Source organism: Streptomyces sp. NPDC048331, from assembly GCF_043201215.1.
Taxonomy (GTDB): Bacteria; Actinomycetota; Actinomycetes; order Streptomycetales; family Streptomycetaceae; genus Streptomyces.
On record NZ_JBICYT010000005.1, the window covers coordinates 38,937 to 55,694 of the forward strand.

The 16,758-nt window shown below is 72.0% G+C and carries 16 protein-coding genes and 1 riboswitch; of the genes, 10 read left to right on the forward strand and 6 right to left on the reverse strand.

From position 1 onward, the window contains the following. The first annotated feature begins 8 nt into the window (after positions 1–8). Positions 9–1,412 carry a PLP-dependent aminotransferase family protein gene (locus tag ACGFYY_RS10170; RefSeq protein WP_393708091.1) on the forward strand — a complete coding sequence of 468 codons (1,404 nt, stop codon included), beginning with the start codon at positions 9–11 and terminating at the stop codon, positions 1,410–1,412. A 73-nt stretch (positions 1,413–1,485) separates the two neighbouring features. Here the strand turns inward: ACGFYY_RS10170 and ACGFYY_RS10175 are convergent, their stop codons facing one another. Then, the gene (locus ACGFYY_RS10175; protein ID WP_393708523.1) at positions 1,486–2,313 is read right to left on the reverse strand and encodes a hypothetical protein; all 828 of its coding nucleotides are present in this window, start codon (positions 2,311–2,313) and stop codon (positions 1,486–1,488) included. Between the two features lie 116 nt (positions 2,314–2,429). On the opposite strand from ACGFYY_RS10175, the gene ACGFYY_RS10180 reads away from it, so the two are divergent. Beyond that, complete coding sequence (locus ACGFYY_RS10180) at positions 2,430–2,729, forward strand: hypothetical protein (RefSeq protein ID WP_393708093.1); 300 nt, start codon at positions 2,430–2,432, stop codon at positions 2,727–2,729. Between the two features lie 7 nt (positions 2,730–2,736). Continuing rightward, positions 2,737–3,939 (forward strand): glutathionylspermidine synthase family protein, encoded by a 1,203-nt coding sequence (locus tag ACGFYY_RS10185; protein WP_393708095.1) that lies wholly within the window; start codon positions 2,737–2,739, stop codon positions 3,937–3,939. 16 nt (positions 3,940–3,955) lie between these two features. Here the strand turns inward: ACGFYY_RS10185 and rocD are convergent, their stop codons facing one another. Continuing rightward, on the reverse strand, positions 3,956–5,161 hold the full coding sequence (gene rocD, locus ACGFYY_RS10190; protein WP_365267319.1) for an ornithine--oxo-acid transaminase: 1,206 nt from the start codon (positions 5,159–5,161) through the stop codon (positions 3,956–3,958). Between the two features lie 130 nt (positions 5,162–5,291). Continuing rightward, positions 5,292–5,382: riboswitch (ZMP/ZTP riboswitch) on the forward strand. Positions 5,383–5,415: 33 nt separating this feature from the next. On the opposite strand from rocD, the gene glyA reads away from it, so the two are divergent. From glyA to ACGFYY_RS10210, 4 genes are all read left to right on the forward strand, one after another. Then, positions 5,416–6,684, forward strand: coding sequence for a serine hydroxymethyltransferase (gene glyA, locus ACGFYY_RS10195; RefSeq protein ID WP_393708097.1), 1,269 nt, complete (start codon positions 5,416–5,418; stop codon positions 6,682–6,684). Between the two features lie 205 nt (positions 6,685–6,889). After that, positions 6,890–7,903, forward strand: a complete 1,014-nt coding sequence (gene trpS, locus ACGFYY_RS10200; RefSeq protein WP_365281166.1) for a tryptophan--tRNA ligase — start codon at positions 6,890–6,892, stop codon at positions 7,901–7,903. A 97-nt stretch (positions 7,904–8,000) separates the two neighbouring features. Next, positions 8,001–8,624, forward strand: a complete 624-nt coding sequence (locus ACGFYY_RS10205) for a 2'-5' RNA ligase family protein (protein WP_393708100.1) — start codon at positions 8,001–8,003, stop codon at positions 8,622–8,624. A gap of 199 nt (positions 8,625–8,823) precedes the next feature. Then, positions 8,824–9,735 (forward strand): YihY/virulence factor BrkB family protein, encoded by a 912-nt coding sequence (locus ACGFYY_RS10210; protein ID WP_365281160.1) that lies wholly within the window; start codon positions 8,824–8,826, stop codon positions 9,733–9,735. Between the two features lie 95 nt (positions 9,736–9,830). Here ACGFYY_RS10210 and ACGFYY_RS10215 read toward each other — a convergent pair whose 3' ends face one another. The 3 genes from ACGFYY_RS10215 to ACGFYY_RS10225 form a co-directional block, all read right to left on the reverse strand. Further along, positions 9,831–10,259 (reverse strand): hypothetical protein, encoded by a 429-nt coding sequence (locus ACGFYY_RS10215; protein ID WP_365281157.1) that lies wholly within the window; start codon positions 10,257–10,259, stop codon positions 9,831–9,833. Between the two features lie 57 nt (positions 10,260–10,316). Beyond that, positions 10,317–11,213 (reverse strand): hypothetical protein, encoded by an 897-nt coding sequence (locus ACGFYY_RS10220; RefSeq protein WP_393708103.1) that lies wholly within the window; start codon positions 11,211–11,213, stop codon positions 10,317–10,319. A gap of 139 nt (positions 11,214–11,352) precedes the next feature. Continuing rightward, positions 11,353–12,597 (reverse strand): D-alanyl-D-alanine carboxypeptidase, encoded by a 1,245-nt coding sequence (locus tag ACGFYY_RS10225; RefSeq protein WP_365281151.1) that lies wholly within the window; start codon positions 12,595–12,597, stop codon positions 11,353–11,355. Between the two features lie 121 nt (positions 12,598–12,718). On the opposite strand from ACGFYY_RS10225, the gene ACGFYY_RS10230 reads away from it, so the two are divergent. The 3 genes from ACGFYY_RS10230 (at position 12,719) to ACGFYY_RS10240 (ending at position 15,972) form a co-directional block, all read left to right on the forward strand. Continuing rightward, entirely contained in the window at positions 12,719–13,039 is a 321-nt protein-coding gene (locus ACGFYY_RS10230; RefSeq protein WP_365281148.1) for an SCO4848 family membrane protein, read from the forward strand. Continuing rightward, entirely contained in the window at positions 13,036–14,292 is a 1,257-nt protein-coding gene (locus ACGFYY_RS10235; RefSeq protein ID WP_393708106.1) for a metallophosphoesterase, read from the forward strand. Before ACGFYY_RS10230 ends, ACGFYY_RS10235 begins: the two co-directional genes overlap by 4 nt. A 123-nt stretch (positions 14,293–14,415) precedes the next feature. Continuing rightward, a complete protein-coding gene (locus ACGFYY_RS10240) occupies positions 14,416–15,972 on the forward strand; it encodes an ABC transporter substrate-binding protein (protein ID WP_393708108.1) in 1,557 nt (518 codons plus the stop codon). A 38-nt stretch (positions 15,973–16,010) separates the two neighbouring features. Here the strand turns inward: ACGFYY_RS10240 and ACGFYY_RS10245 are convergent, their stop codons facing one another. Then, entirely contained in the window at positions 16,011–16,757 is a 747-nt protein-coding gene (locus ACGFYY_RS10245) for a TetR family transcriptional regulator (protein ID WP_393708110.1), read from the reverse strand. Position 16,758: the final 1 nt, after the last annotated feature.

Below are 16,758 nucleotides of genomic sequence, written 5' to 3' on the forward strand. Positions count from 1 at the left end.
CCATATCCATGACGGAATCGTGGGCCACTTTCGGCGCCGACCTGCACGTGCAGCTGGACCTGACCGCCGGCCGCGGCCTGCGCGCCGGACTCACCGAGGCCCTGCGCGAGGCCGCGCGCAGCGGCCGGCTGACGGCCGGCACCCGGCTGCCGTCGTCCCGCACCCTCGCCGCCGACCTGGGCATCGCCCGCAACACCGTCGCCGAGTCGTACGCCGAGCTCGTCGCCGAGGGCTGGCTGACGGCCCGCCAGGGCTCCGGCACCCGCGTCGCCGAACGGGCCCGCCCGCGCCGGCCCGCGGCCGTCGCCCCCGTACGGCGCCCCGCGCGCAAGGGGCCCGCGTACAGCCTGATCCCCGGCTCCCCGGACCTGGGCGGCTTCCCGCGCGCGGCCTGGCTGTCGGCGGCCCGGCGGGCGCTGACCGACGCGCCGAACGAGGCCTTCGGGTACGCGGGGGACCCGCGCGGCCGCGTCGAGCTGCGGAAGGCGCTGGCCGGCTACCTGTCGCGGGCGCGCGGCGTGTACGCGGACCCGGACCGGATCGTGCTGTGCGCGGGCTTCCTGCACGGGCTCACGCTCCTGGCGGGCGTACTGCGGGCGCGGCGGGTCCGGGAGGTGGCGGTGGAGGGGTACGGGCTCGACTTCCACCGGGACCTGTTGGTGCGGGCGGGGCTGCGGACGCGCCCGCTCGGCGTGGACGCGGAGGGCGCGCGGACGGGGGAGCTGACCTCGGCGGCGGGCGCGGTGCTGCTGACGCCGGCGCACCAGTTCCCCACGGGCGTGGCCCTGACGCCGGCACGGCGGGCGGCCGCGGTCGACTGGGCCCGGACCACGGGCGGGCTGATCCTGGAGGACGACTACGACGGCGAGTTCCGCTACGACCGCCAGCCGGTCGGCGCGCTCCAGGGGCTCGACGCGGACCGGGTGGTGTACCTGGGCACGGCGAGCAAGTCGCTGGCGCCGGGGCTGCGGATGGGCTGGATGGTGGTCCCGCCGGGGCTGCTGGAGGAGGTGCTGGCCGCCAAGCGGCCCACGGACTGGGCGTGCGGTGCGCTGGATCAGCTGACGCTGGCGGAGTTCATCACCTCGGGGGCCTACGACCGGCACGTGCGCGGGATGCGGCTGCGGTACCGGCGGCGCCGGGACGAGCTGGTTGCGGCGGTGGGGGACCGGGTGGGCGTGTCGGGGATCGCGGCGGGGCTGCACGCGGTGCTGGACCTCCCGGAGGGGCTGGAGCGGTCGGTCCTGCAGTCCGCGGCCTGGCAGGACCTGGCCCTGCACGGGCTGGGGCGGTTCCGGCACCCGGAGGCGGTTGCGCTGCCCGCGCGGGACGCCGTGGTCGTGGGCTACGGGACGCCGTCGGACAGCGCGTGGTCGCCGACGCTCGCCGCCCTGGCCGCGGCGCTGCCGTGACGTGCGGCGCCGTTGCGGGGGCGCTGCCCCCGAACCCCCGCGCCTCGAACGCCGGCGAGGCTGAAAGAGCGACTCAAGCGCCGGCGGCGTCGGCTTCGGGGGGTTCGCCGAAGCGGGCCAGGGCCAGGGAGCCGGCCACCGCCACCACGAAGCCCGTCACCGCCAGCCAGGCCAGGCCCTCGCGGGTGCTGTCGCCGAGCCAGGCCACGCCCACCACCGCCGGGCCGATCGTCTCGCCGAGGACCATGCCCGCCGTCGCCACCGTCACCGAGCCGCGTGCCAGGGCCGAGGTGAGGAGCAGGAAGGCGGCGCCGCCGCCCAGCAGGAGGGCGTACAGGGCGGGGTTGCGCAGGTCCCAGGGGGAGTCGATGAGCCGGACCGACACCTCCACCACCCCGAAGCCCGTGCCCGCCGCGAGGCCGAGGACCAGCGCCCGCGGCCCGTCCGGGAGCCGCCCGGCGACCAGACCGACCAGCAGCACGAGCCCCGCCACCGCCAGGAGCCCCAGCTCCAGGGCCAACGACCCGGTCCCCGTGCCCTCCTCCCCGGCGGAGAGCCCGAGCATGAGCAGCCCCGCGCACACCACCGCCACCGCACCCCACTCGGTCCGGGACAGCCGCACCCGCAGCAGCCGCGCCGCGACCACCGCCGTCACCGCCAGGCTGGCCGCCAGCGCCGCCCCGACCGCGTAGATCGGGACGTGCCGCAGGGCGATGATCTGGAGCACGAAGCCGGCTCCGTCGAGGCCCAGGCCCGCCAGGTACCGCCACTGCCGCACGGCCCGCAGGAACAGTGCCGTGTCCACCCCGGACCCGGTGCCCGGCTCCGCAGCCCGCGCCGCGACCGCCTGCAGAACGGACGCCGTACCGAAGCAGACCGCCGCACCCAGCGCGCAAATCATCCCAATGAGCACGAAGCGACTCTAGGTCACGGATCTCACGGCGGCCGGATTCCATCGGCCGGTGACCCCGCTCTACTCTGTCGGCAGTACGCGATGCCCCAGGGGGAACAGCAGACATGGACAGCAGCAGCACCAATCAGCGCCGCATGCGCTCCGGAGCCGTCGCCCTCGGAGGCATGGGCCTGCTCGCCGCCACGCTCGTGGCCTGCGGCAGCAGCGACGAACCGGACAAGCGCTGCGCCTCCCGCTCCACGCTCCAGCACCTGAACAACAAGGAGTGCAAGAGCGGCGGCACCGGCTCGTACTACTACGGCGGCTACGTGGCCGCCGGCAAGGTCGCCGGCGGCAGCTTCGACAAGTCCGCCGTCACCCGCAACGGCATCGGCGGGAACACCTCCGGCTCCAGCGGCGGCTGATCGCACCATGGAGCGGCACACCATCGAGCCCCGCCCCGACTGGCAGAAGATCGTCGAGGAGCAGGGGGTGATCTATCCCCTGACCCGCTACCCCGACGACTCCCTGCGCCCCTACTGGGACGAGAGCGCGTACTACTCCTTCTCGCTCCCCGAGGTCGAGGCCCTGGAGAACGTCGTCGAGGAGCTGCACGCCATGTGCCTGGCCGCGGCCGCGCACATCGTCGAGCACGACCGCTTCGCCGACCTCGGCATCACCGACCCGAAGCTGGCCGCGCTGATCGCCGAGTCCTGGCGGCGGCGCGCCGAACAGCCCTCCCTCTACGGTCGTTTCGACCTGCGCTACGACGGCAGCGGCAGCCCGGCCAAGATGCTGGAGTACAACGCCGACACGCCCACCTCCCTGGTGGAGGCGGCCAGTCCGCAGTGGTTCTGGATGGAGGAACGCTTCCCCGGCGCCGACCAGTGGAACTCCCTCCACGAGCGCCTCGTCGACGCCTGGCGGCGCCAGGCCGAGCTGCTCCCGCCCGGCCCGCTGCACTTCGCGCACTCCGAGACGGACGAGCTCGGCGAGGACCTGATGACGGTCGCCTACCTCCAGGAGACCGCCGAACAGGCCGGCCTGGACACCCAGGCGCTCTCCGTCGAGCAGATCGGCTGGGACCGCCTGTCCGGCCGGTTCGTGGACGAGAAGCTCCGCTTCATCCGCGCCTGTTTCAAGCTCTACCCGTGGGAGTGGCTGGCCACGGACGAGTTCGGCCCGCACGTCCTCGGCACCTACGACCACGGCGGCGGCTCCGGTTCCACCTGCTGGATCGAGCCGCTGTGGAAGATGCTGCTGTCCAACAAGGCGCTGCTGGCGATCCTGTGGGAGCTCTTCCCGGAGCACCCCAACCTGCTGCCCGCCTACCTCGACGGCCCGCGCGAGCTCGCCGAGCCCGGGTCCACCGGCTTCGTGGCCAAGCCCCTCCTCGGCCGGGAGGGCGCGGGGGTCACCCTGCACGAGGTGGGCGAGGGCGCGGAGCCGTTCGTACCGGAGGAGGGGGAGCGGTACTGCTTCCAGGGCCTGGCCCCGCTGCCCGACTTCGACGGCAACCGGGTGGTGCTCGGCGCGTGGGTCGTCGAGGACGAGGCGGCGGGGCTCGGCATCCGTGAATCGGCGGGGCCGGTCACGGACGAGTACGCCCGCTTCCTGCCCCACGTCATCCTCTGACCGGTACGGACGAGAGCTACGCGCCCAGCACCGACCGGAGCTGGGCGAGGCCCCAGTCCAGGTCCTCCTTGCCGATCACCAGCGGCGGGGCGATCCGGATCGTCGACCCATGGGTGTCCTTCACCAGCACCCCGAGTTCCATCAGCTTCTCGGAGATCTCCCGGCCGGTGCCGCGCGAGGGGTCGATGTCGACGCCCGCCCACAGCCCGCGGCCGCGTACGGCGGTCACCGCCCCGCCGCCGACCAGCAGGTTCAGCTCCCGGTGCAGGTGCTCGCCCAGCTCGGTGGCGCGCCCCTGGAACTCGCCGGTCCGCAGCATCGCGATCACCTCCAGGGCGACGGCGCACGCGAGCGGGTTCCCGCCGAAGGTGGACCCGTGCTCCCCGGGCCGGAACACCCCGAGCACGTCCCGGTCGGCCACGACGGCGGAGACCGGCACCACGCCGCCGCCGAGCGCCTTGCCGAGGATGTAGACGTCCGGGACGACCCCCTCGTGCTCGCAGGCGAATGTCCGTCCCGTGCGGCCCAGCCCCGACTGGATCTCGTCCGCCATGAAGAGGACGTTCCGCTCGCGGGTCAGCTCCCGTACGCCGCTCAGGTATCCGGCGGGCGGCACCAGCACCCCCGCCTCGCCCTGGATCGGTTCCAGCAGCACGGCCACGGTGTTCTCGGTGACGGCGTGGGCCAGCGCGGTCAGGTCCCCGTACGGGACGATCTCGAAGCCCGGCGTGTACGGGCCGAAGTGGTCACGGGCCTCGTGGTCCGTGGAGAAGGAGACGATGGTCGTGGTCCGCCCGTGGAAGTTGTCGGCGGCGACCACGATCTTGGCGTGCCCGTCCGGGACGCCCTTGACCTCGTAGCCCCACTTGCGGGCCGTCTTCACCGCCGTCTCCACGGCTTCCGCCCCCGTGTTCATGGGGAGCACCATCTCCTTGCCGCACAGCGCGGCGAGCTCGGTACAGAAGTCGGCGAAGCGGTCGTGGTGGAAGGCGCGCGAGGTGAGCGTGACCCGTTCCAACTGGGCGCGGGCGGCGTCGATCAGACGGCGGTTGCCGTGCCCGAAGTTGAGGGCCGAGTACCCGGCGAGCATGTCGAGGTATCTGCGGCCCTCGACATCGGTCATCCAGGCGCCTTCCGCGGACGCGACGACCAGGGGCAGCGGATGGTAGTTGTGCGCACTGTGGGCGTCTGCGGCGCGGATGGCATCAGCAGTTGTCGACACGGGGTCTCCGATCGTCCGTCCGGCGCGGTGAAGCGCCGGTGCAGCGGTGACGAGGGTGGCGTCACCTTCTTATCGTCGCTCGTATCCCGGACGCAGAAACCTCTCTCCCGGCGCGCCCGCTAAGGTGTGCGATACGCACGGCGACTGGCGTACGGGGAACCAACTCCGGGGGAGTCGTGCGCGCTCGACCGCATACAGGGCCGCTCGCCTGGGCCTCGCGGGGTACCGATCACATCGACCCCGGAGGAGCCGCCATGTCCGCGAGCCGCCATCCCGCCCTTCTCTCCACCGACCCCGAGCTGGCGTCCTTCGTCGCGGCGGAGGAAGTGCTGCAGGCGCAGACCCTGCGCCTGATCCCCAGTGAGAACTACGTGTCCGCGGCCGTCCTCGAAGCCTCCGGCACCGTGCTGCAGAACAAGTACAGCGAGGGCTACCCCGGCCGCCGCTACTACGAGGGCCAGCAGAACATCGACCGCGTCGAGGCGCTGGCGATCGAGCGGGCCAAGGGCCTGTTCGGCGTGGACCACGCCAACGTGCAGCCGTACTCCGGCTCGCCCGCCAACCTCGCCGTGTACCTGGCCTTCGCGAAGCCGGGCGACACGGTGATGGGCATGGCCCTGCCGATGGGCGGGCACCTCACCCACGGCTGGGGCGTCTCGGCGACCGGCTCCTGGTTCCGGGGCGTGCAGTACGGCGTCCGGGCCGACACCGGGCTCATCGACTACGACGCGGTGCGCGAGCAGGCCCTCGCGGAGCGGCCCAAGCTGATCTTCTGCGGCGGCACCGCGCTGCCGAGGACCATCGACTTCGCCGCCTTCGCGGAGATCGCGAAGGAGGCCGGCTCGATCCTGGTCGCCGACGTCGCCCACATCGCGGGCCTGATCGCGGGCGGCGCGCACCCGTCCCCGGCGGACCACGTGGACGTGATCTCCACGACCACGCACAAGACCCTGCGCGGTCCGCGGGGCGCGATGCTGATGTGCCGCGAGGAGCACGCGAAGGCCATCGACAAGGCGGTCTTCCCGGGCCTGCAGGGCGGTCCGCACAACCAGACGACGGCCGGTATCGCGGTGGCGCTGCACGAGGCGGCCCAGCCGTCCTTCACGGCGTACGCGCACCAGGTGGTCGCCAATGCCAAGGCGCTGGCCGCGGCGCTGCTCCAGAAGGGCTTCGACCTGGTCTCGGGCGGTACGGACAACCACCTGATCCTGATCGACCTGACGGGCAAGGACGTGCCGGGCAAGATCGCGGCCAAGGCCCTGGACCGGGCGGGCATCGTCGTGAACTACAACACGGTGCCGTTCGACCCGCGCAAGCCGTTCGATCCCTCGGGGGTGCGGATCGGCACGCCGTCGCTGACGTCGCGCGGGCTGTCCACGGAGCACATGCCGGTGGTGGCGGACTGGATCGCGCGGGCGGTCGACGCCGCCGCGAAGGGGGACGAGCAGGGTCTGGCCGTGATCCGGGCCGAGGTGACGGAGCTGATGGCGGCCTTCCCGGCCCCGGGGCTCCCGCTGTCCTGACCCTGCGGCCTGGCTGCTGGGGCTCCGCCCCAGACCCCGCGCCTCAAACGCCGGCGGGGCTGGATTTTCCAGCCGCCCGGCGTTTGAGAGCGTCCCTTGGCCGGAGACGCGGAGTGCGGGTCGGAAGGAAAGCGGTCGCTCGGCCGGGGCAGGATCCGGCCGACGGCGGGCACGGGCCCGCCCCCGCACCTGAGAGAATGAAGCCATGGCTTCTGATCGTCCTCGCGCGCTCTCCGGCATCCAGCCCACCTCCGGTTCGTTCCACCTCGGGAACTACCTCGGAGCCATCCGCCAGTACGTCGCCCTGCAGGAGACGCACGACGCCTTCTACATGGTGGTCGACCTGCACGCGATCACCGTGCCGCAGGATCCGAAGGACCTGCGCGCGAACACCCGCCTCTCCGCGGCGCAGCTGCTGGCCGCCGGCCTGGACCCCGAGCGCTGCACGCTCTTCGTCCAGAGCCACGTGCCCGAGCACGCGCAGCTCGGCTGGGTCATGAACTGCATCACCGGCTTCGGCGAGGCCGGCCGGATGACCCAGTTCAAGGACAAGTCCGCCAAGGGCGGCGTCAACAGCGCCAGCGTCGGCCTCTTCACGTACCCGATCCTCCAGGTCGCCGACATCCTGCTGTACCAGGCGAACGCCGTCCCCGTGGGCGAGGACCAGCGCCAGCACATCGAGCTGACCCGTGACCTCGCCGAGCGCTTCAACAGCCGGTTCGGCCGGACCTTCACCCTCCCCGCCGCGCACATCGTCAAGGAGGTCGCGAAGATCTACGACCTCCAGGACCCGGCGATCAAGATGTCGAAGTCCGCGTCGTCCCCCAAGGGTCTGATCAACCTCCTCGACGAGCCCAAGGTCACCGAGAAGAAGATCAAGAGCGCGGTCACCGACACCGAGGCCGAGATCCGCTTCGACTCCGAGAAGAAGCCCGGCGTCAGCAACCTGCTCACGATCTACTCCACCCTCACGGGCGAGACGATCTCCGAGCTGGAGGCCCGGTACGAGGGCAAGGGCTACGGCGCTCTGAAGACCGACCTGGCCGGCGTGATGGTCGACTTCGTCACACCGTTCCAGAAGCGGACCCGGGAATACCTGGACGACCCGGAGACGCTGGACTCGGTCCTGGCCAAGGGCGCGGAGAAGGCCCGCGCCGTCGCCGCCGAGACGCTCGCGCAGGCCTACGACCGCCTCGGTCTGCTGCCCGCCAAGCACTGACGAACGCACCTACGGAAAGACAGACCTGGCACGAACGGGGGTGCTGCCGCCACACTGGGGCGGCAGCAGTCCACAGCGACAAGCGGAGGAGAGCAACGTGGGGACCGTAACGCTCGGCGTTTCGATCGCGGTCCCGGAGCCGTACGGCAGCAAGCTCCAGGAGCTGCGCGCGGGCTTCGGGGACGCCGCCGCGCACGGCATCCCCACGCATGTCACCCTCGTCCCGCCCACCGAGGTGGACGCGGACCGGCTCCCCGCGATCGGGGCCCACCTGGTCGCGGTCGCGGCCGCCTCCCGGGCCTTCCGGATGCGGCTGGCCGGCACGGGCACCTTCCGCCCCCTCTCGCCGGTCGTCTTCGTCAAGATCGCCGAAGGGGCCGCGGGCTGCACCCGCCTCCAGAGCGAGGTCCGCGACCCCCAGGGGCCGCTCGACCGCGAGCTGGCCTTCCCTTACCACCCGCACGTCACCGTCGCCCACGGGATCTCCGAGGAGGCGATGGACCTGGCGTTCACGACCCTCTCCGACTACGCCGCCGAGTGGGTCTGCGCGGGGTTCGCGCTCTACGAGCAGGGCTCCGACGGGGTCTGGCGCAAGCTGCGCGAGTACCCGTTCGGGAGCGGGCCGAACGGCGTCCCCGCGCAGGCGGGCTCACCCGCCGACCAGGCCGCCGAGGCGGCCGGGACGGCCGGCGGCGCCGGGGCGACCGTAGCGCCGTCCTGACGGAGCGGGCGCCGGGCCAGGGGGAGCAGGGCCAGGGGGAGCCGGGCGATGAGCCGGGCACGGAATCTCAGCCTTCGCAGGACCAGGGTGTGGAACGGGCGACCCGTAGGGCGCGTTTCGGGAAAAGTCACAATCGACGACCGTAGCCGCCGGAACCGACAATCCCGGCTATTTCCCGCGGCTGAATTACGGTGACCCCATGGACTGGCTGACGAAACTCCCGGTGATCGGGCCGCTCGCGTCCCGTCTGATGCGGACGCACGCGTGGCGTTCGTACGAACGCCTCGACCGCGTCCACTGGACCCGCCTCGCGGCCGCCATCACCTTCATCAGCTTCCTCGCCCTCTTCCCGCTGATCACCGTGGCCGCCGCCATCGGCGCGGCGCTGCTCAGCCCCGAACAGCTGGACCGGCTGGAGAAGAACCTCTCCCAGCAGGTTCCGGGCATCTCCGACCAGCTCAACATCGAGGGACTCGTCGCCAACGCCGGCACGGTCGGCCTCGTCGCCGGCGCGATCCTGCTGCTGACGGGCATCGGCTGGGTGGGCTCCATGCGGGACTGCCTGCGCGCGGTCTGGGAGAAGGACGACGAGGACGAGGGGAACCCGTTCGCCCGCAAGGGCAAGGACACGCTCGTCCTCCTCGGCCTCGGCGGCGTGGGCCTGGCCTCGGCCGCCGCCTCCATCCTCGGATCCAGCGCCGTCGGGAAGTCCGCCGACTGGCTGGGCATCCCGCGCGAGGGTGCGGGCGGGGCGCTGCTGCGCACCTTCGCCTTCCTCGTCGGCGTCGTGGCCGCCTTCCTGCTGCTGCTCTACGTCCTGACCCTGCTCCCGGGCGTGGAGCCGCCGCGCGGCCGCCTGATCCAGGCCGCCCTCATCGGCGCGGCCGGATTCGAACTGTTGAAACTGCTGCTCAGCGGCTATATGCGGGGGGTCGCCGCGAAGAGCATGTACGGGGCCTTCGGCGTGCCGATCGCCCTGCTGCTCTGGATCAACTTCACGGCCAAGCTGCTCCTGTTCGTCGCCTCCTGGACGGCCACCCGCGACGACGCGGACGGCGACGGCGAGGAGGACCCTCCCCCGGGCCCCCCGGCCGCCGCACGCCCGGCCTGAGCGCGTCGGTCACGCACCGCCGGCGCGCCGCCGGCGCGCCGGTGGCGCACCGGTGTGGGGCCCGATGCGCCACCGGAGTACTGCCGGCGGGACGTCTACCAGGTGCCGTTGCCGCAGCTGTACACCCACCGGTGCGAGGCGGCGTTGTCGTGGACCGCCTTCCACTGGCCGCTCGCGTCGTTGTTGCGGGTCCAGTTGAACGTCTGCGCGTTGTTGCGCAGGTTCCACTCGGTGCCGTACCCGATGCAGGCGTAGGCGCCGGTGTTGTTCTCGTTGTAGTAGATGTTGACGTGGTCGCGGCCGCCGGCGCTGCCGCTGTTGCGCACCCAGTCGACCTTGTTCTTGACCTGGTACGGCCAGTCGTTGGAGTTGCCGGCGTTCTGGTACAGGTAGTTGTAGTCGTCCGAGTAGGCGCAGAAGTTCGTGTAGCCGCAGCCACCGTCGGCCTGCGCCGCGGTCGGAACGGCCACCACCGCCGCACCGGCGATCGCGAGCCCCGCGAAGAGCGTCCTGAGCTTGTTCATGTGGGTCCCTCCCAGTCGTGCCGTGCATGGTTCACCGCCGGTCGGCGGTACGCGATGTCAGCCCCCGGAATGCCGGGCCACCACATCGCGAGCTGTGGGCAGGGCCGCCACCTGCATCCGCCGCATGGCGTCGAAGGCGGCCCCGTGTTCGACGCGGATCGTGTCCGAAGAGCGCCGGTGCAGGTCCTGTGCGATGTCGGCGAGACCGGTCGAGCGGGCGCACTCGGCCTGGGCGGTGGCCATCGGTACGTCCTCGGCCTCGGCGGCCGGGCCGGTCCGTGCCAGTTGCTCGTCGCGCTGCCGGACCGGGTGCACGGCAGGGAAACCGCGCCGGCCGACGCACTCGCTCCAGCCGGCCAGCGCCCTCAGGAAGGCGGGATCCTGGTTCACCCGGGCGGTGCGCGTCGCGCCGAGCTGCTTCACGGTCTCGCTCGCGCCGAACCAGAGGCGTACGTCCCCGTAGAGCTGTCGCCACGAGTCGGTGATGCAGCCCCGGTCGCTGTGGCTCAGCGTGCCGCCGCCCGGGCTCTCGACGGCCAGCCCCTTCGAGTCGGGTCCCATGAGCGCCACCCCCAGCGCCTCCAGCCGCTCCGTGGAGAGCCTGCTCTGGTACCGGGCGCGCGGGCCCGTCGCCGCCTCCTCGTCCAGCCGCTGTTCGATCCGGCGCCCGAAGCCGTGGTCGCGCGCCCAGTCGACGTCGTCCACGCCGTACGGGAAGTCCCGCAGGTCAGGGTGCGGCACGCGCGGGACCGGCCAGTACGAGAACCCCTGCGCCCGCATGCAGTCCTGTACGAGCAGTTCCCCCGCGGTGTGGAGCAGGTCCAGCTCGGCGGCCTCCGGGGCGCGCGCCGGGGCCCGCCGTCCGGCGCCGTCCGCCGGGAGCGCGGTCCAGGCCGCCGCGGCGAGCAGCGCGCCACAGGCCACCGTGACGACGGCCGACCATCTCCTGCGCATGGCAGGACCCCCTTCCCGTCGGCCGCATGCCGACGGGAGCGAGCAAACCCTGCCGAAGTCCTCCGGTGAACCTGAGAGTTGATAGGTGGTGCGGGTCGGGGAACCGGGCTAGGTCGTCTCCGGGGCGTCCCGGACGGCCTCAGACCAGCTCTTGGTCCCGGCCGCGGCCGGGACGGGGGCGGCGGCGGTCGACCACGAAGGCGGTGCCCGCCAGGAGGGCCAGCGCGCCGGCCGCGACGCCCAGCGCGGTGCCCACACCGCCGCCCGCGTCCTTGCCGGCCGCAGAGGAGTCGTTCTGGTGCGACTGGGCCGGGGAACCGTGCGAGGAGGTGTCCGCGCTCTTCGGCGGCACCAGCTCACCCACCGGCTTGACCTTGCCGGCCGCCGCGAAGCCCCAGTCGAGGAGCGCGGCGGTCTGCTCGTACACCAGGTTCGGCCCGCCGGCCCCGTCCGGGTTCATCACGGTGACCAGCAGCTTGCGGGAACCCTGCTGGGCGGCGCCGGTGAAGGTGGCCCCGGCCAGCGAGGTGTTGCCGTTCTTCACCCCCGCCATCCCCTTGTACGGGGTGATCCCGGCCGCGCCCGTCAGCAGCCGGTTGGTGTTCGCGATCTCGAAGTACTCGCGCGGCTTGCCGGGCTCCTGCAGCCCGGGGAACTTCGCGCTCACCGTGCCGCAGTACTCCCGGAAGTCCTGCTTCTGCAGTCCGGAGCGGGCGAACAGCGTGAGGTCGTACGCGCTCGACACTTGTCCCGGGGCGTCGTACCCGTCCGGCGACACCACATGGGTGTCCAGTGCCTGGAGCTCCTCGGCGTGCGCCTGCATGTCCTTGACGGTTTTGTCGATGCCGCCGTTCATGGCGGACAGGACGTGCACGGCGTCGTTGCCGGACTTGAGGAACACGCCGAGCCACAGGTCGTGGACCGAGTATTCGAGGTGCTCCTTGACCCCGACCATGCTGCTGCCCGGGCCGACGCCCTCCATGTCCTTGTCGGTGACCTGGTGGATCCGGTCCTTGGGCAGGGTCGGCAGCACGGTGTCCGCGAAGAGCATCTTCATGGTCGAGGCCGGGGGCAGCTGCCAGTGCGCGTTGTGCGCGGCCAGGACCTCGCCGGACTCGGCGTCCGCCACGATCCACGACCGCCCGGTCAGGTTCGCCGGCAGTGCGGGCGCGCCCGGCAGCAGGTTCACCTGGGTCCCCGGCTGGCCGAGCAGGGATCCGCCGACCGTGGACATCGAGACGGGCGGTGCGGGGGCCGGGGCCTTGCCCGGCAGGCCCTTCGCCTCGGCCGGCGGGGTCGGCGCGGCGTGTGCCGGGGCCACCAGCAGGAGGGGGGTGAGCAACGCGGCGGAAAGGACCGTCAGCGCGGTCGTCTTGGCGGACACGCAGGTGAAAGTACATCCCGATGAGCTGGAGGGCGCAACGGACCGGCCATTTCGAGGCAACCACCCCCGGGACAGCCCACCCCGGCGCGTCCGTCCTGGGGACGAATCCGATACTGAAGGCATGAGACTCAGCCGTACCGCCTCCTGGTTCCTGCTCGCCTTCGGCGTGTGGAGCTGGTTCATCTGGGTGTCTTTCGTCCGGAACCTGTGGAAGAACGGCAGTGGTCTTGCCTTCGATGCGGCGGGCGATCCCACGTCCTACTTCTGGGTGCACCTGACGCTCGCGGTGACCTCCTTCCTTCTGGGGACGGCGGTCGGTGTGCTCGGGTTGCGCGCCGTCCTCGCCCTGCGGCGTGAATCACGTACGGACGGCGCCGGTCGTGCCGACCGTGCCGATCGTGGGGTCCGCGGGGATCGTCCGGATGCGGACACCTCGGCATGACGATCCTGATCTTCGCCCTCGTCGCCCTGGCGGTCTGCGCCCTGCTGGTCCTGGTCCACCGCTGGCTCTGGATCCGCCTGGTCCGCGACACCACCACCCCCGGCGGCCGGGCCCGGCGCATCGGTACGGCCTTGGCCATCGCCCTGCCCCTCCTCTCTGCGGCCGCGCTCACCGCGGGCCGCGCGGGCGCCCCCTTCTGGTTCCAGCAGACGGTGGCCTGGCCCGGGTACCTCTGGCTCGCGGTACTCCTCTACCTGACCCTGACGATGCTGGTCGCGGAGCCGATCCGCGCGCTGGCGCTCCGCCGTACGGCCCACCGTGATTCCGCCGCACCGGTGGTCGAGCGGCCCGAGCCCGTGGAGGTGCCCGCCGCGGCGGCGCCCGCGGCCGCCCCGGTCGCCACCGAGCGCCCCGTCGTGGCCGACGGGCTGAGCCGGCGCCGGTTCGTCGCCCGTACGGTCGGCGGGGCGGCCGCCGCCGTGGCCCTCGGCACGGTCGGGGCCGGGACCTACGGGGTGCTGCGCGGGCCGAGCGTGAAGCGGGTGACGGTCCCCCTGGCCAAACTGCCGCGCGCGGCACACGGTTTCCGGATCGCCGTCGTCAGCGACGTCCACCTCGGCCCGGTGCTCGGCCGTGCCCACACCCAGCGCATCGTCGACACGGTCAACCGCACCCAGCCCGACCTCATCGCGATCGTCGGCGACCTCGTCGACGGCAGCGTCCCCGACCTCGGGCACGCGGCGGAGCCGCTGCGCCGGCTCGCCGCCCGCCACGGCTCGTTCTTCGTCACCGGGAACCACGAGTACTTCTCCGGCGCCCAGCAGTGGATCGACCACGTCCGCGAGCTGGGGTTGAACCCGCTGGAGAACGCCCGGAAGGAGCTGCCCCACTTCGACCTCGCCGGGGTCAACGACATCCAGGGCGAGCTGGAGGGCGAGGGCCCCGACTTCGGCGCGGCCCTCGGGGACCGGGACCGGACCCGGGCCGCCGTGCTCCTCGCGCACCAGCCCGTCGTCATCCACGACGCCGTCCGCCACGGCGTCGACCTCCAGCTCTCCGGCCACACCCACGGCGGCCAGCTCTGGCCCGGCAACTACCTCGCGGAGCTCGCCAACCCCACCGTCGCCGGTCTGGAGCGCTACGGCGACACCCAGCTCTACGTGTCCCGCGGGGCCGGAGCCTGGGGACCGCCGGTCCGGGTGGGAGCGCCGTCCGACATCACCGTCGTCGAACTCGCCTCATTTCAGGCCTGATCCGGACCGAACGTCGCGGCGATCCTCCTCAACTCGCCTTCCGGTGGCTGATATTCCGTGATGGGATGACCGTTAATCGGACAGCGCATCGCTGTCATCGGGACATGGGGTGGGGTTCAGGGGATGCGGTCTGTCCGCTCGAAGATGATCGCGGCCGGGCTCGTCCTCGGCGTGGCCGGCGTGGGTGCCTGGCAGTTGCTGCCCGGGGACGGGAACGGTCGGGGTGCCGTCCGGGTCGGGACGAGTGACGTCGTCTCCTCCCTCGACCCCGCCGGGGCGTACGACGCCGGTTCCTGGGCCCTGTTCAGCAACATCTACCAATCGCTGCTGACCATCAAGCCCGGCTCCGACGCCCCCGTCCCGGACGCCGCCGCCTCCTGCGGGTTCGTGGGTCAGAAGCTCACGGTCTACACGTGCGAACTCCGCCCCGACGTGAAGTTCACGGGCGGTCGCGCCATCACCGCCGAGGACGTCAAGTACTCCTTCGACCGCATCAAGGCGATCAACTCCGACCAGGGTCCGGCTCCCCTGTTCAACACCCTGGAGTCGGTCAAGGCCGAGGGGCGCACGGTCACCTTCAACCTCTCCGCCGGCGACGCCACCTTCCCCTTCAAGATCGCGACGGGCGCCGCGGCGATCGTCGACAAGGACAAGTACCCGGCGAAGTCCCTGCGCGAGGACGGCAAGGTCGACGGCTCCGGACCGTACGCGCTGGGCGAGTACAAGGCCGGTACGAGCGTCGAACTCAAGCCCAACGGCTCGTACAAGGGCCAGGGCAAGCCCGCGCACACGGCCGTCACCGTCAAGTACTTCAAGGACTCCGAGCAGCTCGACCAGGCCTGGAAGTCCCGCCAGATCGACGTCGCCCACCGGGACATGCCGCCCGCCGTGCTGGCCGGCCTCAACCCGGGACTGCCGGACACCCGGTACCAGGCCTCCGGCGGCAGCGAGACCCGATCCGTCGTCTTCAACGTCCGCCCGGGCTCCACCGCGGCCCCGCTCGCCGTCCGCCAGGCCGTGGCCGCCGTGCTCGACCGTTCCAAGGTGGCCGTCGAGATCCACAAGGGGACCGTCACCCCGCTGTACTCCCTGGTCCCGGCGGGCATCGCGGGCCACAGCACGCCGTTCTTCGACGCCTACCCGGCGCCGAACGTGGCCACCGCCAAGAAGCTCTTCAAGGACGCCGGCATCAACGCGGCCGTCCACCTCAACCTCGGTGTGAACGTACGCGGCGCGAACCTGCCCGAGGCGGAGGAGATCAAGCGGCAGCTGGAGGCCACCGCCCTCTTCCAGGTGACGATCAAGCCGGTCGAGGAGTGGAGCGACTTCCAGAAGGGGTACGCGGCCGGCGAGTTCGACGCCTACACCATCGGCTGGATCGCGGACTTCCCGGACGCGGACAACTTCCTCGCCCCGCTGGTCGGCGCCGACTCGTCGATGAACAACGGCTTCTCCGACAAGCACGTGGACGAGCTGATCACCCGCACCCAGTCCCACTCGGAGCGGAGCGAGGCCGCCGCCGAGTTCCGCGACCTCCAGAAGCTGGTCGCCCAGCAGGCCCCGATGGTGCCGATCTGGCAGAAGAAGGACTACGTGATGTCCCGCGAGGACGTCACCGGAGCCCAGTACCTGTCCGACGGCACCGGCGTCTGGCGGCTGTGGGAACTCGACTGGCTGTAGGCGTCACTTCCGCCCGGCCGTCGAGTTCCCGGCGGCGCTCAGGCGCCGTCCGCGTCCGCTTCGGGGTACGGGTCCGAGGCCCTGCGCCGGGCCCCCGCCGTGGCCGTCTGGGCCATGCCCGGCAGGAAGTCCGCGAACAGCTCGTGGACTTCCCGCACCAGCGGCCGCAGCACCCGGAACCGGGCCAGGATGATGCCCCGCGTCGTCAGCTGCGCGCCGCGCTCGGCGAGCCGCCGCGTCTTCTCGCTGTTCGGGGAGCGGTCGAAGACCCAGTAGAGGACCAGGCCCATCTGTGCGAGCCACATGAGCTCCGGCAGTACGTCGGCCAGCTCGGCCGGCACTTTGGTCTTCGCGCCGGCCAGTACTTCTCGGTGTATGCGGATCGCGGCCTGGCGCGCCGCCTCCGATTCCGGCGAGAACGGGCTGAGCGGACTCTCCGGGTCGGCGGCGTTCTTGAAGAACTGCGAGGCGAACTCGTGGTACGGGGCGGCGATGTCGAGCCAGGCCGTCAACACGCCCGCGTACCGCTTCTGCAGGTCGGTCTCGTTGTCCAGGATGGGCCGGACCGCCGCCTGGTGGGCGGCGCCGATCCGGTCGTAGAACCCCTGGACCAGGTGTTCCTTCGACTCGAAGTAGTAGTAGGCGTTGCCGACCGAGACGCCGGCCTCCTTCGCGATACCCCGCATCGTCGTCTTGTCGAAGCCGCGCTCCTGGAAGAGGCGGAGCGCGGTTTCGAGGATGAGCGTGCGGGTCTGCTCGCTCTTGGGAGCCTTCTGATCAGTCACG